This window comes from Pseudomonas sp. AC463, assembly GCF_979253585.1.
In genome coordinates, this window is the sequence record NZ_CEEDDZ010000028.1 from 51,142 (window position 1) to 76,687 (window position 25,546).

Annotated in this window: 27 protein-coding genes; 8 read left to right on the forward strand and 19 right to left on the reverse strand. The window is 62.5% G+C overall.

Annotated elements, in window-relative coordinates; translation table 11 throughout:
• Positions 1–102 precede the first annotated feature (102 nt).
• A complete protein-coding gene (locus AC0IYH_RS26660; protein WP_101268261.1) occupies positions 103–816 on the forward strand; it encodes a UTRA domain-containing protein in 714 nt (237 codons plus the stop codon).
• Between the two features lie 82 nt (positions 817–898).
• Here AC0IYH_RS26660 and AC0IYH_RS26665 read toward each other — a convergent pair whose 3' ends face one another.
• From AC0IYH_RS26665 to AC0IYH_RS26700, 8 genes are read right to left on the reverse strand one after another with little or no spacing between them, the layout of a single operon-like run.
• Entirely contained in the window at positions 899–1,864 is a 966-nt protein-coding gene (locus AC0IYH_RS26665) for a metal ABC transporter substrate-binding protein (RefSeq protein WP_471837049.1), read from the reverse strand.
• Positions 1,864–2,763: a metal ABC transporter permease gene (locus AC0IYH_RS26670; RefSeq protein ID WP_101268265.1), complete on the reverse strand. Its 900-nt coding sequence runs from the start codon at positions 2,761–2,763 to the stop codon at positions 1,864–1,866. Before AC0IYH_RS26670 ends, AC0IYH_RS26665 begins: the two co-directional genes overlap by 1 nt.
• Positions 2,760–3,506, reverse strand: a complete 747-nt coding sequence (locus tag AC0IYH_RS26675) for a metal ABC transporter ATP-binding protein (protein WP_471837051.1) — start codon at positions 3,504–3,506, stop codon at positions 2,760–2,762. Before AC0IYH_RS26675 ends, AC0IYH_RS26670 begins: the two co-directional genes overlap by 4 nt.
• Positions 3,503–4,423 (reverse strand): metal ABC transporter substrate-binding protein, encoded by a 921-nt coding sequence (locus tag AC0IYH_RS26680; RefSeq protein WP_116630380.1) that lies wholly within the window; start codon positions 4,421–4,423, stop codon positions 3,503–3,505. Before AC0IYH_RS26680 ends, AC0IYH_RS26675 begins: the two co-directional genes overlap by 4 nt.
• Positions 4,424–4,442: 19 nt before the next feature.
• The gene (locus AC0IYH_RS26685) at positions 4,443–5,000 is read right to left on the reverse strand and encodes a DUF6162 family protein (RefSeq protein WP_471837053.1); all 558 of its coding nucleotides are present in this window, start codon (positions 4,998–5,000) and stop codon (positions 4,443–4,445) included.
• Positions 4,997–5,320 carry a hypothetical protein gene (locus AC0IYH_RS26690; protein ID WP_116630378.1) on the reverse strand — a complete coding sequence of 108 codons (324 nt, stop codon included), beginning with the start codon at positions 5,318–5,320 and terminating at the stop codon, positions 4,997–4,999. The genes AC0IYH_RS26685 and AC0IYH_RS26690 overlap by 4 nt, the downstream gene beginning before the upstream one ends.
• Entirely contained in the window at positions 5,317–5,853 is a 537-nt protein-coding gene (locus AC0IYH_RS26695; RefSeq protein WP_116630377.1) for a thiamine pyrophosphate-binding protein, read from the reverse strand. The genes AC0IYH_RS26690 and AC0IYH_RS26695 overlap by 4 nt, the downstream gene beginning before the upstream one ends.
• Positions 5,850–7,052, reverse strand: a complete 1,203-nt coding sequence (locus AC0IYH_RS26700) for a PepSY-associated TM helix domain-containing protein (protein WP_122774229.1) — start codon at positions 7,050–7,052, stop codon at positions 5,850–5,852. The genes AC0IYH_RS26695 and AC0IYH_RS26700 overlap by 4 nt, the downstream gene beginning before the upstream one ends.
• Before the next feature lie 274 nt (positions 7,053–7,326).
• On the opposite strand from AC0IYH_RS26700, the gene leuC reads away from it, so the two are divergent.
• Together leuC and leuD are read left to right on the forward strand one after the other, a co-directional pair.
• The gene (gene leuC / locus AC0IYH_RS26705) at positions 7,327–8,745 is read left to right on the forward strand and encodes a 3-isopropylmalate dehydratase large subunit (RefSeq protein WP_116630375.1); all 1,419 of its coding nucleotides are present in this window, start codon (positions 7,327–7,329) and stop codon (positions 8,743–8,745) included.
• A complete protein-coding gene (gene leuD / locus AC0IYH_RS26710; RefSeq protein ID WP_471837056.1) occupies positions 8,742–9,356 on the forward strand; it encodes a 3-isopropylmalate dehydratase small subunit in 615 nt (204 codons plus the stop codon). Before leuC ends, leuD begins: the two co-directional genes overlap by 4 nt.
• Before the next feature lie 28 nt (positions 9,357–9,384).
• Here leuD and AC0IYH_RS26715 read toward each other — a convergent pair whose 3' ends face one another.
• From AC0IYH_RS26715 to soxR, 4 genes are all read right to left on the reverse strand, one after another.
• Positions 9,385–10,299, reverse strand: a complete 915-nt coding sequence (locus tag AC0IYH_RS26715) for a LysR substrate-binding domain-containing protein (RefSeq protein ID WP_218277387.1) — start codon at positions 10,297–10,299, stop codon at positions 9,385–9,387.
• 78 nt (positions 10,300–10,377) lie between these two features.
• Positions 10,378–11,682 carry a dicarboxylate/amino acid:cation symporter gene (locus tag AC0IYH_RS26720; RefSeq protein WP_471837058.1) on the reverse strand — a complete coding sequence of 435 codons (1,305 nt, stop codon included), beginning with the start codon at positions 11,680–11,682 and terminating at the stop codon, positions 10,378–10,380.
• 97 nt (positions 11,683–11,779) lie between these two features.
• Positions 11,780–12,655 carry an alpha/beta fold hydrolase gene (locus AC0IYH_RS26725; protein WP_471837060.1) on the reverse strand — a complete coding sequence of 292 codons (876 nt, stop codon included), beginning with the start codon at positions 12,653–12,655 and terminating at the stop codon, positions 11,780–11,782.
• Positions 12,656–12,902: 247 nt separating this feature from the next.
• The gene (soxR, locus tag AC0IYH_RS26730; RefSeq protein WP_471837062.1) at positions 12,903–13,352 is read right to left on the reverse strand and encodes a redox-sensitive transcriptional activator SoxR; all 450 of its coding nucleotides are present in this window, start codon (positions 13,350–13,352) and stop codon (positions 12,903–12,905) included.
• A gap of 101 nt (positions 13,353–13,453) precedes the next feature.
• Between soxR and AC0IYH_RS26735 the strand changes: the two genes are divergently transcribed.
• Complete coding sequence (locus tag AC0IYH_RS26735) at positions 13,454–13,819, forward strand: antibiotic biosynthesis monooxygenase (RefSeq protein ID WP_116630369.1); 366 nt, start codon at positions 13,454–13,456, stop codon at positions 13,817–13,819.
• On the opposite strand, the gene AC0IYH_RS26740 is transcribed toward AC0IYH_RS26735, so the two are convergent.
• From AC0IYH_RS26740 to msuE, 4 genes are read right to left on the reverse strand one after another with little or no spacing between them, the layout of a single operon-like run.
• A complete protein-coding gene (locus AC0IYH_RS26740) occupies positions 13,808–14,911 on the reverse strand; it encodes a sigma-54-dependent transcriptional regulator (protein ID WP_116630368.1) in 1,104 nt (367 codons plus the stop codon). The two genes, AC0IYH_RS26735 and AC0IYH_RS26740, sit on opposite strands and share 12 nt — an antisense overlap.
• 12 nt (positions 14,912–14,923) lie before the next feature.
• Positions 14,924–16,111: an acyl-CoA dehydrogenase family protein gene (locus AC0IYH_RS26745; RefSeq protein ID WP_471837064.1), complete on the reverse strand. Its 1,188-nt coding sequence runs from the start codon at positions 16,109–16,111 to the stop codon at positions 14,924–14,926.
• 56 nt (positions 16,112–16,167) lie between these two features.
• A complete protein-coding gene (gene ssuD / locus AC0IYH_RS26750) occupies positions 16,168–17,307 on the reverse strand; it encodes an FMNH2-dependent alkanesulfonate monooxygenase (protein ID WP_122774256.1) in 1,140 nt (379 codons plus the stop codon).
• Between the two features lie 9 nt (positions 17,308–17,316).
• Entirely contained in the window at positions 17,317–17,880 is a 564-nt protein-coding gene (gene msuE / locus AC0IYH_RS26755; protein WP_116630438.1) for an FMN reductase, read from the reverse strand.
• Between the two features lie 400 nt (positions 17,881–18,280).
• Between msuE and AC0IYH_RS26760 the strand changes: the two genes are divergently transcribed.
• From AC0IYH_RS26760 to AC0IYH_RS26770, 3 genes are all read left to right on the forward strand, one after another.
• Positions 18,281–18,550, forward strand: coding sequence for a hypothetical protein (locus tag AC0IYH_RS26760; protein ID WP_471837066.1), 270 nt, complete (start codon positions 18,281–18,283; stop codon positions 18,548–18,550).
• A gap of 233 nt (positions 18,551–18,783) precedes the next feature.
• Complete coding sequence (locus AC0IYH_RS26765; protein ID WP_471837068.1) at positions 18,784–19,944, forward strand: cysteine desulfurase family protein; 1,161 nt, start codon at positions 18,784–18,786, stop codon at positions 19,942–19,944.
• 48 nt (positions 19,945–19,992) lie between these two features.
• A complete protein-coding gene (locus AC0IYH_RS26770) occupies positions 19,993–21,801 on the forward strand; it encodes an aminopeptidase P family protein (RefSeq protein WP_471837070.1) in 1,809 nt (602 codons plus the stop codon).
• Here the strand turns inward: AC0IYH_RS26770 and AC0IYH_RS26775 are convergent.
• Positions 21,794–22,702, reverse strand: coding sequence for a LysR family transcriptional regulator (locus tag AC0IYH_RS26775; RefSeq protein ID WP_471837072.1), 909 nt, complete (start codon positions 22,700–22,702; stop codon positions 21,794–21,796). The two genes, AC0IYH_RS26770 and AC0IYH_RS26775, sit on opposite strands and share 8 nt — an antisense overlap.
• A 115-nt stretch (positions 22,703–22,817) precedes the next feature.
• On the opposite strand from AC0IYH_RS26775, the gene AC0IYH_RS26780 reads away from it, so the two are divergent.
• Entirely contained in the window at positions 22,818–23,804 is a 987-nt protein-coding gene (locus tag AC0IYH_RS26780) for a zinc-dependent alcohol dehydrogenase family protein (protein WP_471837074.1), read from the forward strand.
• A gap of 60 nt (positions 23,805–23,864) precedes the next feature.
• Here the strand turns inward: AC0IYH_RS26780 and AC0IYH_RS26785 are convergent, their stop codons facing one another.
• Together AC0IYH_RS26785 and rhtA are read right to left on the reverse strand one after the other, a co-directional pair.
• Positions 23,865–24,146: a hypothetical protein gene (locus AC0IYH_RS26785; protein ID WP_101268314.1), complete on the reverse strand. Its 282-nt coding sequence runs from the start codon at positions 24,144–24,146 to the stop codon at positions 23,865–23,867.
• Between the two features lie 164 nt (positions 24,147–24,310).
• Positions 24,311–25,198 (reverse strand): threonine/homoserine exporter RhtA, encoded by an 888-nt coding sequence (gene rhtA, locus AC0IYH_RS26790; RefSeq protein WP_122774275.1) that lies wholly within the window; start codon positions 25,196–25,198, stop codon positions 24,311–24,313.
• Positions 25,199–25,546: the final 348 nt, after the last annotated feature.

The window sequence follows — 25,546 nt, forward strand, 5'->3', positions numbered from 1 at the left end:
GGTCATCTGTAATGCCTAGGCTGGCATGCAACGGCCGAAGCCCGAATACCGCGCGTTTTGTGCACCTGAACGGTGCTGGTCTAGTCCAGAAAGGTTACGTTGATGCGTGATGAGGCAATCAAGGCGGTGACCTCCATCGGCCTGGCGCTGCAAGAGCAGATCGACCACGGCCTGTTGCCGCCTGCAAGCAAACTGCCGGCCGAGCGCAAACTCAGCGAGTTGTTTGGTACCACTCGCATTACCGTGCGGGAAGCCTTGTTACAACTCGAGGCCCAAGGCCAGATTTATCGCGAGGAGCGCCGTGGCTGGTTCGTTTCGCCGCCCCGGCTGGCCTACAACCTGATGCAGCGCAGTCACTTCCACGCGATGGTCACCGACCAGGGGCGGGTGGCCTCGACCGAAGTGATCTCGGCACGGTTGCAGCCGGCATCGGCGGCGGTGTGTGCGTGGTTGCAGTTGCCGGCGTTGTCCAGCGTGATCCAGATCTGCCGGGGTCGGCGGATTGATGGGCGGTTGGTGCTGTATGTGGAGCACTACCTGAACCCGCAGTATTTTCCGGGGATTCTTGAGTGCGATCTGAATCAGTCGATGACCGAGCTGTATGCGCGTAAATACGATGTGCATTACGGGCGGGTGCGTTTTGAGATTGTGCCGACATCACTGCCGGTGGAAGCCGCCGCCGCATTGCGCGTATCGGTGGGCAGCCCGGGCTTGCGTATTGCGCGGGTCAACTATGACCAGCACCAGCGGTTGATCGATTGTGACCTGGAGTTCTGGCGGCATGATGCGATTCATGTCGGCGTCGATGTGGTTTAGCCCTGATGCACCACAATCCAATGTGCCAATGTGGGAGGGGGCAAGGCGAATCGTCGCACCGCCCCTCCCACATTTGGATGTGTCAGTCAGTGGAGAGGGTTTTGATCACCTGATCGACGTTGCTTTCCAGCTCCGCCACCGGCTCCGGCCCATCTACATTCAGCACCAGCAGCTTCGACCCGCCTGCGCTCACAGCCGCCTTCACCGCCTCACTCGGCTGACGATGGTGCAGCACCACCGCCACGTCGTTGTCCTTCAACTCCGTGGTGAGTTTCTGCAACGCCTCAGGCGTCCATTCTGCATCGGGCCGTGCATCGGTGCTGAGCACTTCCAGGTTCAAGCTGCTGATCAGATACGCGAAGTGATCGCTCAAACTCACCACGCTCAGGTTATCGGCTTTGGCCAGCCGCGCTTCGCTGTCGGCGGTGAGCTTGAGCAGGCGTTGCTTGAGCGCGGCCAGGTTGGCGTCGATTGTTGGCTTGGCGCCCGGGGCCAGGCGGCTCAGGTCGGCAGCCAGTACATCGGCCATGCGTCCCATGTTGTTGCTCGATTGCCAGGGCTGGCTGTTCAGCCCGTCGGTGACGCCAGGTTGCACGGCGATGCCAGGCAAGCCCCCATCCACCGGGCGTGCGGCGTCGACTTCGACGATACGGATATTGCTGCGCCGCGCCACCGGGTACAGCGGGTCATCCGCCCACAACGAGCGCAGGCCGATGGCGGCGTCGGCGTCCTGGGCCAAGGTGTTCAGCGCCGGGGCGCCACGACCGGTGAAGTACGACACTTGCCGCGAGCCCGGCAGGTTGGCCGGTGCGGCGCGTTCCAGCTGCACGTCGGTACCTTTGAGCAGTACCTCGGCCAGACCATAGGTGATCGGCAGCGAGGCCAGCACTTTGACCGGCTTTACGGTCTTGGCCTGGCTCAACGCGGCATGGCCCAGGCCATTGGTGGCGATGAAGTCCCGGGGTTGGAAGCCATCCACGGCAGCCAGTGCCGAGGTGCTGATCAAACATGCGATGGCCAGGGCCATTGGGCGAAAAACAGGGCGCATTATCCAAGGTTCCCTTTGAGGCTGGGCACGGTGCCGCGCGCGATGGCGGCAAAGGCGAAGGCGATACCGGCGACCAGAATAATCGCGGCCCCGGAGGGGATAGGCAGGTCGAAAATGATCGGCAGCAGGATCCCGCACAAGGTGCTGACGGTGGCAATCACCACCGAAATCCAGAAGAAGCCCTTGAGCGACTGGCTCAGCAGGCGTGCCGCTGCAGCTGGAATCACCAGCAGCGCACCCACCAGGATCGCACCGATGACCTTGACCGCCGCCACGGTGATCAGCGTCACCAGGATCACGAACAGATAATCCAGGGTCTTCACCGCCACCCCGCGCACCGCCGCCAGCTGCGGGTTGAAGCTGGCGAGCATGATGCGGTTGTACAGCGGCAGCGCCAGGGCCATCACCAGCGAGCCGACAATCGCCAGCACCAGCAGGTCATTGCCGTTGACCGTCAGAACCGAGCCAAACAGCACGTTCTCGAGGATGTGCACGTTGATCTTGCCCGCGAGGATCAGCAGCAGGCTCGCGCCCAACGCCAGCGACACCGACAGGAACACGCCGATCAAGGTATCCGGCGCCAGGCCTGTGCGGTTGCGCAGGTAGTTGAGCAGGATGCCGAACAGCAGGCAGTAGCCGAACAGGCTGCCGTAAGGCCCGGTGTAGGGCTCCCCGAGCAGGATGCCCACGGCCACGCCGGTCAGCGCCGCATGGCCGACCGCTTCGGAGAAAAACGCAAAGCGCTTGACCACCACCAGAGTGCCCAGGCCGCCCAGCACCGGGCCGATCAGCAGGCCGGCGAGCAGGGCGTTGACCACAAAACCATAGGCCAGCGCCTCCGGCAGGTAACCGGACGAGGCCCAGCCCTGGACCATCAGGCGAAACGCTTCATAACTCATTGCGCCGGGCTCCGAGGGTGGGTGGAAAACAGGGTCAGCAGGCGGTCCGGGGTCAGCGCCTCTTTGGGTGTGGCGTCGAACAGCACGCGGCGGTTCAGCCCGGTCACACGGTCGGCCAGGCGGCCCACGGCTTCCAGGTCATGTTCGATCCACAGCACGGTGATCCCGGCCAGGCGCCAGTCATTGAGCAAGCGTTCGAACACCTGGATACCGGCTTCATCGAGGGCCGACATCGGTTCATCCAGCACCAGCAGTTGTGGTGCCGGGATCAGGCCCTGGGCCAGCAGCACACGCTGGCGCTCACCACCGGACAGCGCGCCCATGCGCCGCTTGCGCTTGTCCTGCATGCCGACCCGTTCCAAAGCTTCGCCAATCGCGGCGGCATAGTGCTTGGACAGGCCAAGGAACGCCGGACGCCGCTGGCACATGGCGGCCATGAAATCGTCGACGGTCATCGGCAAACCACGGTCGAACTCCAGCGCTTGCGGCACATAACCGATGGTGCCGGGCGTGGCCGGCCAGTGCAGGCTCAACTGCCCCTGGTGCGGCGTTTGCCCCAGCAGGGTCTTGATCAGCGAGCTTTTGCCGCCGCCGTTGGGGCCGACCAGCGCATGGATGCTGCCCGGTTGGACCTGGAAACTCACAGCGTCGAGGATCACGGTGCGGCCCAGGGTCAGCGAGACCTTGTCGAAGTCGAGGGTCGGGCCGACGCTGGCAACGGTCAGTTGTTCGGCTGCGGTCATGCGCCCGACTCCTGAATCGCCCGGACCACGGTGTTGAGGTTGCCGGTCATTTCCACTTCGTACTTTTCAGCGCTGTATTCGCCATAGGAAATATGCGACAGCGGGTACAGCTTGACCCCGGATTCACGCTGGATGGTGTCGACGTAGGTGGACGGGAAGTCCATCTCCGAGAAGATCACCTTCACGTCCAGGGCACGTAGCTCGTCGATGGTTTTCTTCAACTGGCTGGGGCTGGGCTCGATGCCGTGTGCCGGTTCGACCACCGCCGTGACTTCCAGGCCAAACTCGCGCAGCAGGTAATCGTAGGCGGCGTGCACCGTGGCCACGCGCAGGTCCGGGTTGGGTGCACTGGTCAACTTGGCCAGGGCGTCGGCACGCATCTGGCGCAGGCGTTTGCCGTAGGCGCGGGCGTTCTGGGTGTAGGTCTTGGCGTTGTCCGGGTCGAGTTTGCCGAGTTCGCGGGCGATGTTGTTGACCTGGGCAATCGACGCGCTGATCGACAGGAAGGTGTGCGGGTTGACCACCTTGCCCGCGCCGCGTGCGGCGTTACCGGTGGCGGCCAGCAATGGCACGTTGGCGTTGGCTTCGATCACCGGGATATCCGGACGCTCGCTGGTGGCGATCATGCGGTCGGCGAAATCGTCATGGCCGACGCCGTTGAGCACGATCACGTCGAGGGTGCCGATACGCTTGATGTCTTCGGCGCGGGGCTCGTAGGCGTGGGGGTTGAAACCCGCCGGGATCAACGGCACCACTTCGGCCTTGTCGCCGACGATATTGGCTACGTAGCTGTAATACGGGTGCAGGGTGATGCCGATGCGCAGGCGTTTGGCGGCCTCGGCGTTAGCAAGCGGAGCGAGCATCAGGCTGAGCAAACTGACCAGCAACAGGCGCAACAGGGGCGATGAAATAGACATGGGCAATCGGTCTTCTCGTTCAGTGACGGTGCTGGCGGGTAACGCCGGCATCGAATTGCGCGACCACCTGCTGCCAGCCGGCTGCGATCAGCGCCTGGTCAGTGAGGTCGGAGGGGGCGGCCAGGTTGGCTTGGCGGTTGAGCCAGATATCCGGCTCGGGGCCGACGCGCATCAGCAGCGACCCGCTGGTGGCCGGTGCCTGGCTCAAGCCCAGGTAGGCCGAGGGCGCCAGCAGCTGCCAGCGATGGTCGCCACGGCTGACCGAGCTGGCGTCCCTGGCGAAGGGCGCAAAACCTTCTTCGGCCAGTTGCTCGGGGGTGGGCAGGGCGTTCTGCTCCTGCTGCAGCAGGTGGATTTCATCCAGGGTCACCCGCAGGTCGGCGTAGATGCCTTGCTCGGAAGCGCTGAGATCGCGGCGGGCGTCCAGTTGGTGGCTGGGCACGGCGGCCACCTCCTGGGATTCGCCGTGCAGCGCCACCACCGTGCCGGCCACGGCGAGGATGATCAGGCACAACAGCAGCGCGTAGAGGGTTTCATGCCCGGCACCGGCGGGGCGTACAACCTGGGTGGTAGTCATTGCGCCTGGATATCCGCTTGGTCGATTTCCACTACGTGGCCGGGGCCGGCATCAAACAGCACATAGAACTCGGCGGCGGGCTTCTTGAAGGTCAGGGTCGAATCCTCGCCCAGCTTGCCGGGCACCAGGATGGTTTCGTCGTAGCCGATCACATCCAGGGTCACGCCGGGCGCGCCGCTGCCATCGGAGAAACCGCCTTTGCACTGGATCTGCTCGCCGGGGATTTCCTTGCACTCGCACATCGGGTTGTGGGCAAAGGCGGTGCCGCTCAAACCGGCGCAAAGCAACAGCGCGGCGCGGGTCAGACGCTTGAAAGTCATGGTTTAACTCCTTGCTTGTTCAGCCAGGCAATGGTGGCAGGCGAGGCCTGGCTCAGCGGGATGGAACCCTGGTGCATGGTGCCGTCCCAGCCTTCCATGGTGACCCACAGTTCGGCGTCGGCCGGCGTGCGTTCCGGCACCGGCAGGGCGGCGCCCATGCGGTACGGGGTGCCGAAGAAAATCACCCCGGCGGCGCGCAGGCTGCGTGGCTTGCCGATACGCAGGTAAGTGGCCTTGACCTGGTCGGCGCAGGTGTCGCACAGGGCGGCGTTGAAGAATTTCATCGGGCCAGCCGGGTCGGGGCTCGGGCCTTCGTTGCGGAATTCGGCGAGCTTGAGGCTCCAGGGCCCCACCTGCACGTCTCCGGCCAGGCGTTCGCCGAGGCCGGTGTCGCCGCGAAACAGTGCGGCGTCGGCAAAGTACTTGGGCATAAAGCCCAGGGGCACCAGCAACAGCAGCACATTGATATGGAAGCGCCATTTCAGCCAGAAGGCCCGCAGCGGTGATGGCGGTTTGGCAGCGACCTTGCTCATGGGTTGACCTCCGAGGTTTCAGCCTGCATGGCCGGTTGGGCCGCAGGCGCGCGTTGGGTCTTGGCTTCGCGCTTGAGGGCGTTGAGGGTGGCCAGGGCCGTGCGTTTGGTCCAGATCAGCAGGCCGCTCAGCACCATCATGCTCATGATCAGGCCGAAGAATGCCCAGATCAGCTTGACCCAGATGCCCCCGAAGTCACCGGTGTGCAACGGGCGCATGGACTCGGTGACGAACTCCAGCTTGGAGCGGTCGGACAGCAGGTGCGCCGCCGCGACCTCACCGTCATACGGGTTGATCTGTGCGGTCTGGTACATCAGCGGGTACCAGCCCCGGCCGCCGATCTGCAGGTGGCTGTAGGCGTTGAGCGGGAGGCTGATGAAGCTTGCCTCCAGGCCAGGAATACGCTGGGTGGCGATCCTGATCGCCTCATCCACCGCAATCATCGGCGAGGGCACGCCCGGGGCAGACATCGGCACCTTCTCCCGAGCGATCACCGGAATGACCGGCTCGGTGGAGATGGAAATCTGGTTGTCGCCCAGGATCGCGCGGATCAGGAACCAGATACCGGTCACGGAAATCACCGCGATAAACCAGATCGACCAGATACCGCTCAACCGGTGGAAATCGCCCCAGAAGATTCGCGCCCCATGGCGAATGCGCAAGGTTGGGCGCAGGAAGCCCTTCCAGAAACGCTTGTACACCACCAGCCCGGTGACCAGCGACGCCAGCAGCGGGATGCCCAGCGCCGACACCAGGTACCAGCCCCAGCTGTAGCCGTTGGTGAATGGCACCAGCCACCAGCCATGCAGGGCGCGGGTAAAGGCCTGGAAGTTGAAGGACGGGCTGATACCCTGGATGGACCCGGTGTAGGGGTTGACGTAGACCTCGACGGAGCGCCCGTCCGGGTAGCTGAGGTCGACACTGAGGGCAAAGTGCGATTCGTCCGGGCGGCTGATCGACTGCACGATCACCTGGGGCTCTTCGCGCTTGATGGCGGCGAGCACCTGGTCGTAACTCAGCAGCTCGGCGTCATCCGAGGGTTTGCTCGCGCGGATGTCCGGGTTGGCCAGCCAGACGATCTCCTGGCTCACCACCGCCAGGGTGCCGGTGACGCAGACGATCAGTACAAAGAACCAGATGGGCAACGCCAGCCAGCTATGTACGAGAAACCAGAGTTTGGAGCGTGACTTCTTCGACATGTGAATGAGGGTCTTGATCGGAGGGGGGCGATGGAGGCCCGGAAAAGGCCGGTCGTAGCTTTTGCTGACGCGACGGGCTGTATCTAAGTTAAGACGGATGAGAATGAGAAATCCCTAACCTGGATATGAAAGAAAATGTTTCAGGTTGACGTTCAGGGCGCTTTCACGTCGCGATCGAACACGAAACATGTTCCAAGCCATCACCCTGGCGGCATTGATGGTGCCGGGGGGCTGCGTAGGATGGGCTCATACCGTTGAGCGAGCCCATAAAACAATGACTGCCAGAACCCTCTACGACAAACACATCGATTCCCATACGGTGTGCCCCCTGGATGACCAGGGCCATGTCCTGTTGTATATCGACCGCCAGGTGATCAACGAATACACCAGCCCCCAGGCCTTCAGCGGCCTGCGCGAGGCCAGGCGTGGCGTGTGGCGCCCGGGTACCGCGCTGGCGGTGGTCGACCACGTAAACCCCACCACCCCCAAGCGCATTGCGGCGATGCCGGATGCGGGCGGCGCGCGGCAGGTGTCGTACCTGGCGGAAAACTGCCGGGACTTCGGCATCGAGTTGCTGGATATCCTCGACAAGCGCCAGGGCATCGAGCACGTGATCGCCCCGGAGCAGGGTTTTATCCTGCCGGGCATGGTGATCGCCGCGGGTGACAGCCACACCACCACCTACGGCGCCCTGGGCGCATTCGGGTTTGGCATCGGCACCTCGGAAATCGAACATCTGCTGGCGTCCCAGACCCTGGTCTACAAGCGCCTGAAGACCATGCGGGTGACAGTGGAGGGTGGATTGGCCCCCGGGCTGACGTCCAAGGACGTGATCATGGCGCTGATCGGCAAGATCGGCGCGTCCGGCGCTACCGGCTTTGCTATCGAATTTCGCGGCTCCACCATCGATGCGTTGAGCGTCGAGGCGCGCATGACCATCTGCAACATGGCGGTGGAAGCCGGCGCGCGTGGCGCGTTCATGGCGCCGGACGAAAAAGTCTTCGCCTACCTCAAGGGCAAGCCCCGCGCGCCCCAGGGCGCGCTGTGGGAACAGGCCGTGCTGGCCTGGCGCGAGTTGCATACCGACGCAGGCGCCGTGTTCGACCGCGAAGTACAGCTTGATGCCGGCACCCTGGAGCCCATGGTCACCTGGGGCACCAGCCCCGACCAGGCCGCGCCCATCGGCGCCCGCGTACCCGACCCGCTGGACGTCAGCGACCTGATCCTGCGCCAGGACATGCGCCGCGCCCTCAACTACATGGGCCTGGAAGCCGGCATGCCGTTGAGCGATATCGTCATCAGCCACGCCTTTATCGGTTCGTGCACCAACGCGCGCATCGAAGACCTGCGCGACGCCGCCAGTGTGGTGCGTGGCAAACACGTGGCCGAGCATGTGCGGGCGATGATCGTGCCGGGCTCCACCGAAGTGCGCGACCAGGCCGAAGCCGAAGGGTTGGCGGCGATTTTTATCGACGCCGGTTTCGAGTGGCGCCAGTCGGGCTGCTCGATGTGCCTGGCGATGAACGACGACGTGCTGGCCCCCGGCGACCGCTGCGCCTCCAGCACCAACCGCAACTTTGAAGGCCGCCAGGGCGCCGGTGCACGCACCCACCTGATGAGCCCGGCGATGGTCGCCGCCGCTGCCATCACCGGCCGCCTCACCGATATCCGCCATTTTGGAGCGCGCCCATGAGCCTGCAACCCTTCACCCTGGTCACCGGCAAGGCTGCGCCGATGCTGGCGGCGAATATCGACACCGACGTGATCATGCCCAAGCAGTTTCTCAAGGGCATCGACCGCAGCGGCCTGGACCGCGGGCTGTTCTTCGACTTGCGCTTTTTGCCGAATGGCGAGCCCAACCCCGAATTCGTACTGAACCAGCCGGCCTGGCAGGGCGCGAGCTTTATGGTGGTGGGCCCCAACTTCGGTTGTGGCTCCAGCCGTGAGCACGCGGTGTGGGGCCTCAAGCAGATGGGCATTCGCGCGTTGATCGGCAGCAGCTTTGCCGGGATTTTCTATGACAACTGCCAGCGTAACGGGGTGTTGTTGATCACCCTGGACGAGGCCGTGTTGCAGCGCCTTGGCCAAACCGTCAGCCAAGCGGACCAGGCGCAGATCAGCGTCGATCTCGAAGCCCAGCAGATTCGCCTGGCGGATGGCCAGGTGATCCCGTTCCAGATCGACACCTTGCGCAAGACCGCGTTGTTGTTGGGGCTGGATGCGATTGGCAGTACCTTGCAGCGTCGTGAAGAAATCACGGCGTTCGAACACCGCCACCTGCAAGCCAATCCCTGGCTCAACTGACACACATTTTTGATTGAGTTCACAGGTCTTAAACAGACAACCCCTTGAAATGCTCCTGCAAAAACTCCACACAGGCCCTCAGCTTCCCGGAATACGCCAACCGTGTCGGATACACCGCCCACACGTTGGCGCTCTGGGTATAGTCGTGCAGCACCTGCACCAGCTTGCCCTGTTCCAGCAACGGCTTCACATCCCACATCGAGCGCAGCAGCACGCCGCGCCCGTCCAGTGCCCACTGCAACACAATCTCACCATTGTTCGACGACAACGGCCCGCGCACGCGCACGCTTTCCTGGGCGCCATTGCGCTCCAGGTTCCAGATGCCAAAGGCGTTGTCGCGTTCCTTGAGCACCAGGCAGTCGTGTTGCTCCAGCTCGCTCAGTTGCTGCGGTGTACCCCGGCGCTGCAGGTAGGCCGGCGCAGCGCAGAGCACCCGGCGATTGCTCACCAGGCGCCGGCCGATATGCTGGCCGGGGATGTCGTCGCCTACGCGGATTTCCAGGTCGAAGCCTTCGCTGACGATATCCACCACGCGGTCGAACAGGTCCAGGCGGATTTCCAGGTCCGGGTACTGCTCGGCCAGCAACGACAGGGCCGGCGCCACGTGGTTGCGGCCAAAGCCGAAACTGCTGCACAAATGCAGGCGCCCACGGGGGCTGTCGTGGGCGTCGGACAGTTCATCGGAGAGTTGCTGGAAGTCTTCCAGGATACGCACGGCCCAGCGCTGCACCCGTTCACCGTCTTCGGTGAGGGCGATACGCCGGCTGGTGCGGTGCAACAGGCGGGTGGCGAGGGTGGTTTCGAGGATCTGGATGCGCTTGCTGACATAGGCCGGGGACAAGCCCAGCTCATCGGCAGCCGCCGCGAAGCCAGCCTTGCGGATCACGGTCAGGAACACGCGCAGGTCTTCGGGTAGGGGCACGGTATCTTTCTTGTTAGTCATCAGAAACAGGCGTGGCGGCATGAGTCGCCAGAATAGCACCGGTCGGGTGAGCCTTGCGGTTCACCCAGGTGTTGTCGCTTATTCAGCAGCGATCTTGGCCTGCCCCGCAGCGCGGGCATGGCGGCCCTGCTTGAGGGCGATGGGGGCCATTTTTTCGCGGTCCAGCTCACCTTCCCAGGCGGCCACCACCAGCGCGGCCACAGCGTTGCCGATGATATTGGTCAGCGAGCGGCATTCGGCCATGAAGCGGTCGACGCCGAGGATCAGCACCATCGCCGCCACCGGCACGGTCGGCACCACCGCCAGGCTCGCGGCCAGGGCCACAAAACCCGCGCCCACCACCGCGCCGGCGCCTTTGGAGGTGAGCATGGCCACGGCCAGCAGGGTCAGTTGCTGCTCCAGGGGCAGGTGGATATTGGTCGCCTGGGCCAGGAACAGCACCGCCAGGGTCATATAGATGTTGGTGCCGTCGAGGTTAAAGGTGTAGCCGGTCGGCACCACGATGCCCACCACGCCCTTGGACGCGCCAAGGCTTTCCAGCTTCTGGATCAGTTGCGGCAGCGCCGATTCCGACGAGCTGGTGCCGAGCACGATCAACAGTTCCGACTTGATATAACCCATCAACTTGAAAATGCTGAAGCCGGCGTAGCGCGCGATGCTGCCCAGCACCACGGCAACAAAGAAGAACGCGGTGAGATAAAAGGTGCCCACCAGCTTCAGCAGCGGCAGCAACGAACCCACGCCGTACTTGCCGATGGTGAAGGCAATGGCGCCGAACGCACCGATGGGCGCCACGCGGCTGATGATGCCGACGATGCGGAAGAACACCTCGCTGGCCTGATTGATCACGCCCACCAGCGGCCGGCCTTTTTCGCCGACCATCACCAGGCCGACGCCAAACAGCACGGAGACGAACAGCACCGGCAGGATTTCGCCCTTGGAGAACGCATCGAAAAACGTCGCAGGGATCACATGCAGCAGGAACCCGGTGATGCCTTCGCCATGCTCGGCCTGGCCGACAAAACCGGCGATGGCCGAGCTGTCGAGGGTTTTCACGTCGATATTGAAGCCCACGCCGGGCTGCAGCAGGTGCGCGGCCAGAATGCCGATCAACAGGGCGATGGTGGACACCACTTCGAAGTACAGCAGCGCCTTGCCGCCCACCCGGCCCACCTGTTTCACGTCGTGCATGCTGGTGATGCCGGACACCACGGTGCAAAAGATGATCGGGCCGATGATCATCTTTATCAGTTTGATAAAGCCGTCGCCCAAGGGCTTGAGGTCGACGCCGATCTGCGGCCAGACGTGGCCGATCAACACGCCCATCGCGATAGCGATCAGCACCTGGATATACAGGGTTCCCAGCAGTTTTCGGATTGTCATTTTTATTATCTCGATACGTTTTTGTGGGCAAAGCGATCCCGTCGCAGGCTTTTTCAAGCCTGCGCGGTGGGGTCCATCAGGTGAGGGGGTTAGAGGCTCAGCGCAGGAAGGTCAGGACTTCGCCCAGTAACAGCTCGGGCGCCTCTTCGGCAATGTAATGGCCGGCCGGCAGGGCCTTGCCGCGTACGTCGGTGGCGACTTTCTGCCACTCCTTGAGCGGTTCGAAACAGCGCCCGACGGTGCCTTCGGCGCCCCACATCACCAGCAGGGGCAAGGTCAGGTGGTTGCCGGCGTCGATGTCGGCCTGGTCGTGTTCAAGGTCGATGCCGGCCGCAGCCCGGTAGTCCTCGCAGATCCCGGTGGCCGCGCCCGGCAGTTTCAGGCAGCGCAGGTATTCGGCGAAGGCTTCATCGGTAAATGGCTTGAGCCCGGCACTGCGGCTGCCCATCACGCTGCGCAGGTACAGCTCGGGGTTGCTCTCGATCAAGGCTTCCGGCAGCGGCGCCGGGCGGATCAGGAAGAACCAGTGCCAGTAGGCGCGGGCGAAGGCTTCGTCGGTTTGCGCGTACATCGCCAAGGTCGGCGCGATATCCAGCAACACCATGCGCTGCACGGCCTGCGGGTGGTCCAGGGCCAGGCGGTGGGCCACGCGGGCGCCGCGGTCGTGGGCGAGTACCGAGAACTGTTCGAAGCCCAGGGCCTTCATCAGTTCGGCGCCGTCGCGGGCCATTTCGCGTTTTGAATAGTTGATGTGGTGCTCATTGGCCGGCGGCTTGCTGCTGTCGCCATAGCCGCGCAGGTCGGCCGCCACCACGGTGAAATGCTCGGCCAACTGCTCGGCGACTTTGTGCCAGATGACATGGGTTTGCGGGTGCCCGTGCAACAGGAGCAGACCGGGACCCGTACCGCCTTTGCGGTAGCTGATGGTCACGCCGTTGACGTGACGCTGGTCTTTTTCGAATCCGGCGAACATGGAATGACTCCTTGTGATGATTGCCTGCATCCTGGAATCACGCGGCGCTCGGGGCAAGGGGGAAAGCGTGGAGGGGTTGTTCATGAAGTGTGTAGGAGCCCCATCTTCCAGCCAATGAAGATCCAATGTGGGAGGGGCGGTGCGACGATTCGACTTGCCCCCGATTGCAGCGGGCCAGTTGCAGATTTATTAACTGGGAAACCCTCATCGGGGGCAAGCCCCCTCCCACATTGATCGCATTCGCAGGTCAGGATTGTGGGGTGGGCTCCAACAACTGCGCGCCCGGCCCTTGCTCGCCGAGCTTGTCATCCTGATTGCGCAACGGGCACGCCTCCAGCGACAGACACCCGCAACCAATACAGCCGTTGAGCTTGTCGCGCAGCAGCAACAGCTTATTGATGCGTTCGTCCAGGTCCTCGCGCCACAGCGCCGACAATCTTTCCCAATCCTGCGCATTTGGCGTGCGCCCATCCGGCAGCGTCTGCAATGCCTCGCCAATCGTCGCCAGTGGAATCCCCAGGCGTTGCGCGATTTTGATCACCACTACCCGGCGCAACACATCCCGTGGGTAACGCCGCTGGTTGCCGGCATTGCGATTGCTTTTGATCAGCCCCTTGGTTTCGTAAAAGTGCAGGGCCGTGACGGCCACGCCGCTGCGGGCGGCCAATTGGCCGACGGTGAGTTCCTTGGTGAGCATGCATAAACTCCAAAGCAGCGCTTGACCTTGACTTAACTCGAGGTTTTACCCTGCGTAGCGTCGAATCGCAAGATTCTGCCTACAGAGAAAGGGGAGTGTTCATGCAGGTATCAGAGAAGAATCGCAGTTTCACTCAACTGATCGAGTTTCAGATCGAGCCACAGCAACAGTTGGCGCTGGTGGCGGCCTTGTCCATCCAAAGCGAGCGCCTGGCCCAGGGCCACGGCGGCTTTATCAATGCGAGCGTGCAGGTCAGTGACGATGGACGGCGGGTGCTCAACTACCTGCAATGGCAATCCCGCGAGGACGGTGAGGCGGCGTTCAAATGTTTCGAGCACGGCGAAGAGGATTTCTGGACGCTGATCCGCGCCCACCAGGCCACGGCCGTGACCTTCGGTTCATTCCAGGTGCTGCGCAGTTTCGAGCGCAGCCATGACAACGCGCTGCACTGCCGCCTAAATGGATAGGTGCAGCATCCGCTCGCCCTGCACGTTTTCGCCGGGGCGACGCTTGTTCACCGCCAGCTCGCCGATCTTGATCAGGCGGGTGCGCGTGACATTGCGGCTCAGGCCCAGCAGGTTGGCGGTGTGCACCTGGTTGTAATGGCTGAAGCGGTAGGCGGCGCGTAGCAACGCGTCTTCAACCTTTTCATGCAGGGCGCCGGCCTGTTCTTCGAAGAGCTTTTGAAACGCGCGTGCAAGCAAGGCTTCGGCGCTGTTGTCGGCGCTGTGCTGGCTGTCGTCCTGGCGCTCGATGCGCATGTTCGACAGGCGCAGGTCGTCGCGCTCGATCACGCCGTTGCGGCAGATCAGCAGGGTGTGGTGAATCACGTTTTCCAGCTCGCGGATATTGCCCGGCCAGCTGTAGCTTTTGAGTTTTTGCTCGGCTTCGCGGCTGATGGTGATCGGGCCGTAGCCCAGGCGCTGGCTGTAGGCTTCGATAAAGTGCCGCGTCAGCGGCAGGATATCGCCGGGGCGCTCGCGCAACGGGCTGAGTTCCAGGCTGACCACGTCGAGTCGGTAGTAAAGGTCTTCGCGAAAGTGCCCGGCGTTGATGGCTTTTTCCAGTTGCACGTTGGTAGCGGCGAGTACGCGCACATCAATCGGAATGCTCTTACGCGAACCCAGGCGCACCACTTCGCGTTCCTGTAGGACGCGCAACAGCTTGACCTGAATCGCCATCGGCAAATCGCCGATCTCATCGAGAAACAAAGTGCCGCCGTCGGCCTCTTCGAACCAGCCGGCCTTGGCGCTGAGGGCGCCGGTAAACGCGCCTTTTTCATGGCCGAACAGTTCGGCCTCCACCAGGGATTCGGAGAACGCGCCGCAGTTCACCGCCACAAAGGGGCGGTTACGCCGCGCGCTGAGGTTATGGATGTGGCGCGCCACCAGCTCTTTACCGGTGCCGGTCTCGCCGATGATCAGCACGCTGGCTTCGCTGGGCGCCACTTGCTGGATGTGGTCGAGCAGCGCCTGGGATTTCGGGTCTTCGAAAACCTGGGCCGTGGCGCGGATCGAGGTCGCAAGGGCGGGCGAGGGCGGTAGGGTTAACAGCTGCATGGGCACCTCTTCTTAGGAATAGAACGTGGGAATCGGCAGGGACTGGTTCAACGCCCAGTCCCCCAGTTCGTGGAGTTTGTAGTCCACCGGGTCGTGCAGGGTTTGCGTGCGCAGGTTGCGCCAGTGTCGGTCCAGGCGCAGCGAGGCGTGGGTGGAGCGCGCGCCGGTGACTTCAAACAGGCGGCTGCACAAATCCAGGCCCTGGCGGGTGGCGGCGACCTTGGCGGTGGCGATGGCAATGGCCAGTTGGCCGCGTTCGTGTTCGCTGAGGTTGGGGCCTTTGGCCCAGGCCTGGTCGAGCAGCTCGGCAGCACGCTCCACCAGCAAGCGCACGCCTTCCAGGGCGACCCAGAATTCGCCGTAGTGATGCAGCACGTAAGGGTCCTGGCGCACATCCCCGGCCGAAGATTTGTGCCAGGCACGGGTTTCGGTGAGGGTGTAGTTGCGCGCTTCTTCGAAGGCGCCTTCGGCAATCCCGAGAAACATGTGCGTGAACGTCAGTTGCGCGATCAGCGGGCGCAGGCAGGCGAACGGCGTGCTCAGCGGGCCCGGGTCGATCAGCAATTCGGATTCCTCGACCCGCACCCGCTCGAAGCTGGCGCTGCCGCTGTCGGTCTGGCGCTGGCCGATATTGTTCCAGTCGTTGTGCAGGGTGATGCCGCTGCGACCGCTGGGAATCGCGGCGATCAGCAACTTGCCGCCGGCGCTTTCGTCCACGGCCGAGGCGATCAGCATTTCCGAGTCGCTGGCGCCGGAGCAGAAGCTCTTCTTGCCGGAGAATTCGCGCCAGCCGCCGAAGTCCTTGACCACGGTGCGCGTGTCCAGCGGGTTGAGGGCGTTGCCCCAGAACCAGTTTTTGCGCGCGGTCTGTTCGAACCACGGCTGCCATTGGTCCGGTCGGGAAAACAGGCGCACGGTGGCGAGCATCAGGTGATGAAAGCCGAAGACATGGGCGATCGAGCTGTCGACCTTGGCGAATTCGCGCACGATGCCCAGGGTGTCGCTCCAGCGTGCGCCGAGGCCGCCGTACTGGGTGGGAATGCTCAGGGCCAGCAGGCCGCTATTGCGCAGGGCGTCACGCTCGGCTTTGGGCGTGCCGCCGCGTTCGTCGCGTTCGACGGCGGTGAGGGCGAATTCGGCGGCCAGCAGTTTGGCGGTCTGCAAGGGGGAAGGCAGGACGCTGTGGGGTTTGGCGGTCACGGGGTTTCCTCTTTTATAGGCGGGAACAGCCGGGGCTGTTCCCGCTGCTCAGCCAATCAGGCCTTGGCCGGCAGTACATCGTTGGCAATCATTTCGCCGAACGGGCCAGTGAGGTTGGTGATGCCGCGCCCGGCGAGGCTGGCGTAGGGTTCCGGCAGCAGCGGGAATACCAATTCGGCAAAGCGATAGGCCTCTTCAAGGTGCGGGTAGCCGGAGAAGATGAAGCTTTCGATGCCAAGGTCCGCATATTCCTTGATGCGTTCAGCCACTTGCTGCGGGTTGCCCACCAGTGCGGTGCCGGCGCCGCCACGGACCAGGCCGACGCCGGCCCACAGGTTGGGGGCGATTTCCAGGTTGTCGCGGCGCCCATCGTGCAAGGCAGCCATGCGGCGCTGGCCTTCGGAGTCAAAGCGCGAGAAGGATTTCTGTGCGGCGGCGATGGTCTCGTCGCTGATGTGTTCGATCAGTTTGTCGGCGGCTTTCCAGGCGTCTTCTTCGGTTTCGCGCACGATCACATGCAGGCGGATGCCGAATTTCACGGTGCGCCCGTGGCGGGCAGCGCGTTCGCGCACATCCGCGAGTTTTTCCGCGACGGCGGCCGGCGGCTCACCCCAGGTCAGGTACACGTCCACCTGCTCGGCGGCAAGGTCGTGGGCGGCGTCGGAGGAACCGCCGAAGTACAGCGGCGGATAAGGCTTCTGTACCGGCGGGTAAAGCGCCTTGGCGTTCTGCACGCGCAGGTGTTTGCCTTCAAAATCTACCGACTCGCCCTGCAACACGCGGCGCCAGATCTGTAGGAACTCGTCGGAGACTTCGTAACGTTCGCTGTGGTCGAGGAAGCTGCCGTCGCCACGGTTTTCGTCGGGGTCGCCGCCGGTCACCACGTTGATCAGCAAGCGGCCGTTGGACAGGCGATCCAGGGTCGCGGCCATCCGCGCAGAAACCGTCGGCGAAATAATCCCCGGGCGGATAGCCACCAGGTAACGCAGGCGTTCGGTCAGCGGCACCAGGGCCGAGGCGATCACCCAGGAGTCTTCGCACGAGCGCCCGGTAGGAATCAACACGCCGTAGTAACCCAGGCTGTCAGCCGCTTGTGCGACTTGTTTCAGATAATTGAGGGTGACCGGTCGCGCACCTTGGGTGGTGCCCAGGTAATGACCGTCGCCATGTGTAGGCAGAAACCAGAAAACATCCATGACCAATCCTTAAGCGATTTTCAGCAGAGAAGGGGAGTGCGCGGCAAACAAGGGGGCTGCGCGTTCTGCCGCAAGGCGTATACGGCCCTTCAAGGGCTCACTGGTTATTTGGTAGTCGGTGAAATCGGCCTCGGTGGCGTACACCCCGATCGGCAGGGTCAGCGCCTGGAAGAAGCTGAACAGCGGGCGCAGTTGATGATCGAGTACCAGCGCATGGCGCTCACTGCCGCCGGTAGCGGCGAGCAGCACCGGGGTGTTGATCAGGCTGTTGAGGCCCACCAGGTCGAACAAGTGCTTGAGCAGGCCCGGGTAGGAGCCGCGATAGACCGGCGCGGCGACGATCAGCAGGTCGGCCTGTTCGATGGCCAACAGTTGCGTTTCGACCTCGGCCGGCAATTCATCGCGCGACAGCGCACCGCCCAGTGGCCGGGCAATGTCGCCCAGTTCGATCAGGGTGGTCTGGATCGGCAGCAAGGTGGCCAGTTCGGCCAGCACGGCTTGGGTCAAAACGAGGGTCCGGGACGGGCGCCAGGTTCCGCCGGAGAGGGCAACGACATTCAGGGGACGGGTCATGAACAGTTCCTTTTTCAACAGTGGTTCATAGCAGGTGGAGTGCAACGTGTTGAGCAAGAGCTGTACCAACGGCTGCAAGCCTTGATTGGCAAGGACTGCGGCCTCACGGCTGGAAAACGCCGGTGTTGTCTGACTGGTGTTTTGTTGAATGGCTGTTGCCTGGGCAACAGTTGCCGGGCGAACAGTGGCGCTTCGGTGTGCAGCCATTTATAGAGGGTTACGTTTATTCCGTAAATGAACGTATTTCCATATTTATAGATCATTAAGAAATATATAGGTGGCGCTATCGAAGGTGCCTCGGCGGTTGATAGCAACTATCACGTGAGGTGATTTTTCGCCGCGAGTGAGCGGGAGTAGCCTGTGTTCATTGACTCGACACCACCTTCTCAGGGCTTGCACCATGAACCGATTTCTTGCTGTTTCCTTATTGCTTGTCACCGCTGTCCTCGCCGGTTGTGCGACCCATCCTTCGCCGGAATTGCGCCCTTACACGGCCGAAGAAACCAAGCAGTTAGCGCTGGAAGCCCTGAGCCGTCGCGGCTTGTCGTTTGATGAATACCAACAGCAGCGCGCCGCACTGACCGGCCAGCCACAGAAACCCTTTGGCTTTGATCGCCAGGGTGAAATGAATGCCGAACGCAGCGTGACCCTGCATGGCCGTCCCAGTTGAGCCTGCGCCCAGCGGCAAAAAGCCCGAGGATTTCCTTAAGAAACCTCGGGCTTTTTGTTTTCCATGGAGCGACTTCAGCCTGTTAAGCTGAATTTCAGGAGCGTTCCTACGCACATTTAAATAAAGTGGTTCTTCTTTAATGGCATTCGATGCGGTAAACCTGACGACCTCTGTTCCGGTCGATGCCCCTGAGACGCTGCTCTCGGGAACCTGCTCTGCGAGTCTTGATTGTCATGAATAAACGTCCGCTGTATTTCGACTACGCCGCCACCACCCCGGTGGATGAGCGGGTTATCCAGGTGATGGTTGAGTGCCTGGGCTTCAATGCCAACTTCGGCAACCCGGCGTCCAGCTCCCATGCGTTTGGCCAGGCGGCCCGGCAAACGGTCGAGCAGGCGCGTCGCCAGGTGGCCGAGCTGGTCGGGGCCAACCCTGAGCAAATCGTCTGGACCTCCGGCGCTACCGAATCCAACAACCTGGCCATCAAGGGCGTCGCCCAGGCGCGCGGAGTGGCCGGCGGGCACATCATTACCAGCCAGATCGAACACAAGGCCACGCTGGATACCGCCCGGCAATTGCAGGAAGCCGGCGTGGCCGTGACTTACCTGGTGCCGGACGCGCAAGGCCTGATCAGCGCCGACGCGGTGAGCGAAGCCTTGCGCGAGGACACTTTCCTGGTCTCGCTGATGCTGGTGAACAACGAGTTGGGCACCCTCAACGACATCCCCGCCATCGGCGCCCGCGTGCGTGAACACGGCGCGTTGCTGCATGTGGACGCAGCGCAGGGCGCGGGCAAGGTGGCGATCGACCTGGCGCAATGGCCGGTGGACTTGATGTCGTTTTCCGCGCACAAGCTGTATGGCCCCAAGGGTATTGGCGCGCTGTACGTGGGGCCACGGGCGCAGCAGAAGGTGTTGGCGCAGATCCACGGCGGCGGCCACGAAGGCGGCTTGCGTTCCGGCACTTTGGCCACCCACCAGATTGCCGGCATGGGCACGGCGTTCGCCCTGGCGGCCGAGTCGTTCAGCGAAGAAAAGGCCAGGATCGTCGCCTTGCGCCAGCGCTTGCTCGATCAGCTGGAAACCGTAGCCGGTGTGCGCCTCAATGGCAGCCCCAGCCAGCGCATTCCCCACACCCTCAGCCTTACGTTTGGCGAGGGCGAATTCAACTCCACCGCGCTGAGTGCTGGCATTGCGTTTTCCGCGACGTCGGCCTGCAACTCGGCCAGCAATGCACCTTCCCATGTGCTGCTTGCGTTGGGCCATGACGCGCAAAGCGCCGGTCGCACGATTCGCTTGAGCCTGGGCCGGTTTACCACCGAGCAGGACATCGACCAGGCCGTACAACTGATCAAGGCCGCACTCGCCAGCGCACCGGCGTTTTGGGCGGTCTGATTTCAATTGGCAACACATAATAATTATTCGTGGTTAGCAGGAGACACAATGAGTACGCAGCCTTTGACCCATGGCACGGTGCCCCAGCGCCTGGCGCACACCCGTGAACTGATGCGCCGCGAGGGTATACACGCCTTGCTGGTGCCGTCGGCCGACCCGCACTTGTCCGAATACCTGCCGGGGTACTGGCAGGGGCGCCAGTGGTTGTCGGGGTTCCATGGTTCTGTGGGCACGTTGATTGTGACTGCGGATTTCGCCGGTGTATGGGCCGACAGCCGCTACTGGGAACAGGCGATCAAGGAACTCAAGGGCAGCGGCATCGAACTGGTCAAGCTGCAACCGGGCCAACCCGGCCCGCTGGAATGGTTGGCCGAGCAAACACCGGAAGGCGGCGTAGTGGCGGTGGACGGCGCGGTGATGGCCGTGGCCTCGGCACGCACCCTGGGCGGCAAGCTGAATGAGCGCGGCGCGCGCCTGCGCACCGATATCGACCTGCTCAATGAAGTCTGGCAAGACCGCCCGACCTTGCCGAACCAGCCGATCTACCAACACCTGCCGCCGCAAGCTACGGTCAGCCGGGGCGAGAAGCTCGCCGCGCTGCGTGCCAGCTTGAAAGAAAAGGGCGCCGACTGGCATTTCATCGCAACGCTCGATGACATCGCCTGGCTGTTCAACCTGCGTGGTGGTGACGTTTCATTCAACCCGGTGTTTGTGTCTTTTGCGCTGATCAATCATCAGCAAGCAACCCTGTTTGTGGCGCTCAGCAAGGTCGATGCCGAATTGCGCGCCGTGCTGGAGAGGGACGGCGTGACCCTGCGCGACTACAGCGAAGTGGCCGATGCATTGCGCGCGGTCCCGGCGGGCGCCAGCCTGCAGGTCGACCCGGCCCGCGTGACCGCCGGTCTGCTGGAAAACCTCGACGCCGGCGTCAAGCTGATCGAAGGGCTCAACCCGACCACCTTGGCCAAGTCCCGCAAGAGCCTGGCCGACGCAGAACATATCCGCCAGGCCATGGAGCAGGACGGCGCGGCACTGTGCGAATTCTTCGCCTGGCTGGACAGCGCGCTGGGGCGTGAACGCATCACCGAGCTGACCATCGACGAACACTTGACCGCCGCGCGTACCCGTCGCCCGGGTTATGTGTCGCTGAGTTTCAACACCATTGCCGCCTACAACGCCAACGGGGCGATGCCGCATTACCACGCTACCGAAGAAGAGCACGCGCTGATCGAAGGCGACGGCTTGCTGCTGATCGATTCGGGTGGCCAGTACCTGGGTGGCACCACGGATATCACGCGGATGGTGCCCATCGGTACGCCGAGTGAGGAACAGAAGCGTGATTGCACGCGGGTGCTCAAGGGCGTGATTGCCCTGTCCCGTGCGCAGTTCCCCAAGGGCATTCTGTCGCCTTTGCTGGACTCGATTGCGCGTGCGCCGATCTGGGCTGAAGGCGTGGACTACGGCCACGGTACCGGGCACGGCGTAGGTTATTTCCTCAATGTGCACGAAGGTCCGCAGGTGATCGCCTACCAGGCTCTCGCTGCGCCGCAAACCGCCATGCAGCCGGGCATGATCACCTCCATTGAACCGGGCACCTACCGCCCGGGGCGTTGGGGCGTTCGTATCGAGAACCTGGTGTTGAACCGTGAGGCGGGCAAGACCGAGTTCGGTGAGTTCCTCAAGTTCGAAACCCTGACGCTGTGCCCGATCGACACTCGTTGCCTGGAGCCGTCGCTGCTGACGGAGGATGAGCGCGAGTGGTTCAACGCCTATCACACCGAAGTGCGCGAGCGTCTGAGCCCGTTGGTCACGGGGGCAGCCCTGGAGTGGCTGCAGGTACGTACTGCGGCTATTTGATCGATTGCAGTTCAGGCGCGTGGGCCAGGGCGTCGGCGATGTAGTCGACGAACGCCTTGACCCGCGCCGACTGTCGGCGATTGGCAGCCGACACCGCATGGATCGGCAGCGATTGCGGGGCGTAATCCTGCAACAGCGCAACCACGCGGCCGGCTTTCAAGTCGTCGTAGAACAGCCACAAGGGTGACAGCGCAATGCCGAGCCCGCTCAATACCATCTCCCTCACGGCCTCGGAGTTGTTGCTCTGGGCGTTGCCGGCGATACGTACGGTGTGTCGCGCTGCATTCTTTTCGTAGGTCCAGAGGTTCTGGCTGCTGAGCAAGTTGAACAGCAGGCAATTGTGCCGGGCCAGGTCCTGTGGGGTTTTGGGGGCGGGGTGCCTGGCCAGGTAATCGGGGCTGACCACGGTGACGCGGTGGGTGGTGCCGATTTGGCGGGCGATCAAGCTGCTGTCGCGTAATTCGCCGATGCGCAGCGTCACGTCCAGGCCTTCGCTGACCATATCCTGCAACTGATCATTGAGTTGCAGGTCCACTTGGACATCGGGATAGCGTTGCAGAAACCCGCTCAGGCGCGCGGCGATCTGCAGGCGCCCGAAGCTCACCGACGAGCCGATGCGCAATGGGCCGGCGATGGTCTCCCGGCCGGTCTGGAAGCTGTGTTCGGCCGCATCCACGGCGGCGAGGATTTCGCGGCAATGGCTGTAGTACCGTTGACCTTCATCGGTCAGCGAAAGCTGGCGCGTACTGCGCGAAATCAATTTGCCGCCCAGCTCGGTTTCCAGCGCCCGCAGCACCTTGCTGATAGTGGGCTGCGTGGTATGTAGCTCCCGGGCGACGGCGGAAAAACTGCCGCGTTCGATCACTCGAACGAAAATCGCCATTGCATTGAGTTTGTCCATCAGGCCGTCCGATTCATGCCAACCAGGCATGGGCACTATAGCTTTTCAGCGTCTTATCGGCATGAGTCCGTGAGCGGATGATGGGCTCATTCTTCAATGAAGCGAGATCGCCAACATGACCGATATGCAGGCTCTGATTGTGGATGCAGTAGATGCACCGTTCCGTTTGGCCACTCTGCCCAGGCCAGTGCCGGGTGCCGGGCGAGTGCTGGTGAGGGTTCGGGCCAGTGGCCTTAACCCCTTGGACGGGAAAATTCGTGCCGGCCAGGCTGCCCATGCCAGGCAACCTTTGCCGGCGGTGATCGGCATGGACCTGGCCGGGACTGTCGAAGCGGTAGGCTCCGACTCAGGTGAGTGGCGCGCGGGCGACGAGGTGTATGGGTTGGCCACCGGGGTCGGCGGTGTGCAGGGTTCGCTGGCCGAATACGCGGTGGTCGATGCACGTCTGTTGGCGAGCAAGCCCAAGAGCCTGAGCATGCGCGAGGCGGCCGTGTTGCCACTGGTGCTGATCACTGCGTGGGAAGGGCTGGTGGATCGTGCCCATGTAGGTTCAGGGCATAAGGTATTGATCCAGGGGGGCGCGGGCGGTGTGGGGCATGTCGCCGTGCAATTGGCGGTTGCCTATGGTGCCGAGGTGTATGCGACCGGCTCCGCCAGGCATCGGGCGGTTATCGAAAGCCTGGGCGCTACCTTTATCGACTACCAGCAACAGGCGGTCGAGGAGTACGTGGCCCAACACACCGGCGGTGACGGGTTCGACATCGTGTATGACACCGTTGGCGGGGACACCCTGGGTGCATCCTTTCGCGCCGCCAAGGTGTATCACGGCCATGTGGTCAGTTGCCTGGGCTGGGGGCAGCACAGTCTGGCGCCGTTATCGTTTCGTGGGGCGACCTACTCCGGCGTGTTTACGTTGTTGCCGCTGTTGACCGGCAAGGGGCGTGAACATCACGGGCAGATTCTGGCCGACGCGGCCCGCTTGGTGGATGCCGGCAAGCTCAAGCCGATCATGGATGGGCGTCGATTCGACCTGAAAACGGCGAACGCCGCTTACGATGCACTCGCAAACGGCGCGCAAGGGCGTTTGGCGATCGAGATTTAACCCGGAGCCAGGTTGTATCAGAAATGAAATATGAGCAGTCGCCAAAGACTGCTCGGACACTTACTTGCAGATGACGATCATGCTGCGGCTGGTGTAGCCGGCAGGGTTGAGGCCGAAGGGGTAGTCCCCTGGCTCTTCGGAGTTGTCACCGGACTTGGCGATAACCCGGTAGCCCTTGGCTCCGCACGAATTGGTTGCACTGGTGTAGCACTGGTCCCAAGAGGAAGACAGGCCGGAACAGTTGATATGCAGCCCTTTTTTGCCCCGTTTTACTTCGGTCCTGGTGGTAGCGGCACAGCCAGCAATAGCCAGGACCATCAAAAGTATCAAAATTCGCTTCATTCCTATCCTTATAGCCGCTTCATTTATGCTTGAAGCTGGCTCTACTCGCTCTCGGGTGTAGCGTTCGCGCTGTCCTTGTCGAAACTCTCCATGAATGACATTCGTTTACGGCTTAAACATGGCCTAAATGAGCGGCAAATACCAGAGCTACATTCAAAGATGCTTCAATCTGCCGGAACTAGCGGGGTTGACTCTTTGCGCATGGTTACCGTCGCGCCCACCGACGCCAGAATAATGCAGGTGATGGCCAGCCATTGCGCCAGGGACAGATGCTCTTGCAGGAACAGCAGCCCCGATAGGGCGCCAAAAGCCGGCTCGATGCTCATGAGGGTGCCGAAGGTGCGGGCAGGCAGCCGAGTGAGTGCGACCATCTCCAGGGTGTAGGGCAGGGCGGTTGACAGAATCGCGACGCCGATGGCGACGGGAATCAGGGCGGGGCTGAGCAGTGCAGAGCCTGCGTGGACGATACCGATCGGTGCGACGAACAACGCAGCGATCATCACGCCAAGCGCTGCGGTCTGGACGCCGTTGTCGTTACCGGCCTTCTGCCCGTACAGAATGTAGAGTGCCCAGCACACACCTGCCCCCAGTGCGTAGGCTGCGCCCAGCAAGTCGATGCCGGCGCTGGCTTCTCCCATGGGTATCAATAGAAGAAGGCCGATGATCGCGAGGGCTATCCAGAGAAAATCTATCGCTCGCCGCGACGCGTAGATGGCCACGGCGAGTGGGCCGGTGAATTCGAGGGCGACGGCAATACCCAGCGGAACGCTGCGTAAGGACATATAGAAGAGGAAGTTCATGCCGCCCAGGGCCATTCCGTAGACGATGACAGTGCGTAGGGATTTGGCTGTCAGCTTGGCTCGCCATGGGCGTAATAGAAGCAGCATGATCACGCTGGCGAAAATCAGGCGCAGTGCTGTCGTACCTTGAGCACCGACGATAGGAAACATGCTTTTGGCCAGGGAGGCGCCGGACTGGATGGAAGCCATGGCGATCAACAGCAGGCCGACAGGGAACAATGTCGCGCTCAGGCTGCGCGGGGTGGTGGTCATGTGGGGTGTTCGTCCGAGGTCATAGAGAGAAGCAGAAGGCACTATGATGCTTAACAGTTTGGCGTTGAGCAATATATTGCTCAATTAATCCTCCGCGGTGGCTTATATAGACGGTTTTGCCGGTTTTCGAATCCTTTGATAGAAAAACCAAATCAAGGCTTGACGGCAAATCCTGGACGTCTATAATTCGCCCCACTTCCGGCGCAGTCGAAACGGAAAACTCATTGGTAAACAACGAGTTATGATGTTTTCGGCAGCAAGTTGCTTCAGTTCATCGAAGCCAAAAGGAAGTTGAAAAAGAGGTGTTGACAGCAGCGTGTAACGCTGTAGAATTCGCCTCCCGCTGCA

What these genes read in the sequence shown, in the direction of transcription:
- AC0IYH_RS26660 (WP_101268261.1), top strand. Translation starts at nt 103, where the DNA reads ATGCGTGATGAGGCAATCAAGGCGGTGACCTCCATCGGCCTGGCGCTG.
- AC0IYH_RS26665 (WP_471837049.1), bottom strand. Translation starts at nt 1,864, where the DNA reads ATGCGCCCTGTTTTTCGCCCAATGGCCCTGGCCATCGCATGTTTGATC.
- AC0IYH_RS26670 (WP_101268265.1), bottom strand. Translation starts at nt 2,763, where the DNA reads ATGAGTTATGAAGCGTTTCGCCTGATGGTCCAGGGCTGGGCCTCGTCC.
- AC0IYH_RS26675 (WP_471837051.1), bottom strand. Translation starts at nt 3,506, where the DNA reads ATGACCGCAGCCGAACAACTGACCGTTGCCAGCGTCGGCCCGACCCTC.
- AC0IYH_RS26680 (WP_116630380.1), bottom strand. Translation starts at nt 4,423, where the DNA reads ATGTCTATTTCATCGCCCCTGTTGCGCCTGTTGCTGGTCAGTTTGCTC.
- AC0IYH_RS26685 (WP_471837053.1), bottom strand. Translation starts at nt 5,000, where the DNA reads ATGACTACCACCCAGGTTGTACGCCCCGCCGGTGCCGGGCATGAAACC.
- AC0IYH_RS26690 (WP_116630378.1), bottom strand. Translation starts at nt 5,320, where the DNA reads ATGACTTTCAAGCGTCTGACCCGCGCCGCGCTGTTGCTTTGCGCCGGT.
- AC0IYH_RS26695 (WP_116630377.1), bottom strand. Translation starts at nt 5,853, where the DNA reads ATGAGCAAGGTCGCTGCCAAACCGCCATCACCGCTGCGGGCCTTCTGG.
- AC0IYH_RS26700 (WP_122774229.1), bottom strand. Translation starts at nt 7,052, where the DNA reads ATGTCGAAGAAGTCACGCTCCAAACTCTGGTTTCTCGTACATAGCTGG.
- leuC (WP_116630375.1), top strand. Translation starts at nt 7,327, where the DNA reads ATGACTGCCAGAACCCTCTACGACAAACACATCGATTCCCATACGGTG.
- leuD (WP_471837056.1), top strand. Translation starts at nt 8,742, where the DNA reads ATGAGCCTGCAACCCTTCACCCTGGTCACCGGCAAGGCTGCGCCGATG.
- AC0IYH_RS26715 (WP_218277387.1), bottom strand. Translation starts at nt 10,299, where the DNA reads ATGACTAACAAGAAAGATACCGTGCCCCTACCCGAAGACCTGCGCGTG.
- AC0IYH_RS26720 (WP_471837058.1), bottom strand. Translation starts at nt 11,682, where the DNA reads ATGACAATCCGAAAACTGCTGGGAACCCTGTATATCCAGGTGCTGATC.
- AC0IYH_RS26725 (WP_471837060.1), bottom strand. Translation starts at nt 12,655, where the DNA reads ATGTTCGCCGGATTCGAAAAAGACCAGCGTCACGTCAACGGCGTGACC.
- soxR (WP_471837062.1), bottom strand. Translation starts at nt 13,352, where the DNA reads ATGCTCACCAAGGAACTCACCGTCGGCCAATTGGCCGCCCGCAGCGGC.
- AC0IYH_RS26735 (WP_116630369.1), top strand. Translation starts at nt 13,454, where the DNA reads ATGCAGGTATCAGAGAAGAATCGCAGTTTCACTCAACTGATCGAGTTT.
- AC0IYH_RS26740 (WP_116630368.1), bottom strand. Translation starts at nt 14,911, where the DNA reads ATGCAGCTGTTAACCCTACCGCCCTCGCCCGCCCTTGCGACCTCGATC.
- ssuD (WP_122774256.1), bottom strand. Translation starts at nt 17,307, where the DNA reads ATGGATGTTTTCTGGTTTCTGCCTACACATGGCGACGGTCATTACCTG.
- msuE (WP_116630438.1), bottom strand. Translation starts at nt 17,880, where the DNA reads ATGACCCGTCCCCTGAATGTCGTTGCCCTCTCCGGCGGAACCTGGCGC.
- AC0IYH_RS26760 (WP_471837066.1), top strand. Translation starts at nt 18,281, where the DNA reads ATGAACCGATTTCTTGCTGTTTCCTTATTGCTTGTCACCGCTGTCCTC.
- AC0IYH_RS26765 (WP_471837068.1), top strand. Translation starts at nt 18,784, where the DNA reads ATGAATAAACGTCCGCTGTATTTCGACTACGCCGCCACCACCCCGGTG.
- AC0IYH_RS26770 (WP_471837070.1), top strand. Translation starts at nt 19,993, where the DNA reads ATGAGTACGCAGCCTTTGACCCATGGCACGGTGCCCCAGCGCCTGGCG.
- AC0IYH_RS26775 (WP_471837072.1), bottom strand. Translation starts at nt 22,702, where the DNA reads ATGGACAAACTCAATGCAATGGCGATTTTCGTTCGAGTGATCGAACGC.
- AC0IYH_RS26780 (WP_471837074.1), top strand. Translation starts at nt 22,818, where the DNA reads ATGACCGATATGCAGGCTCTGATTGTGGATGCAGTAGATGCACCGTTC.
- AC0IYH_RS26785 (WP_101268314.1), bottom strand. Translation starts at nt 24,146, where the DNA reads ATGAAGCGAATTTTGATACTTTTGATGGTCCTGGCTATTGCTGGCTGT.
- rhtA (WP_122774275.1), bottom strand. Translation starts at nt 25,198, where the DNA reads ATGACCACCACCCCGCGCAGCCTGAGCGCGACATTGTTCCCTGTCGGC.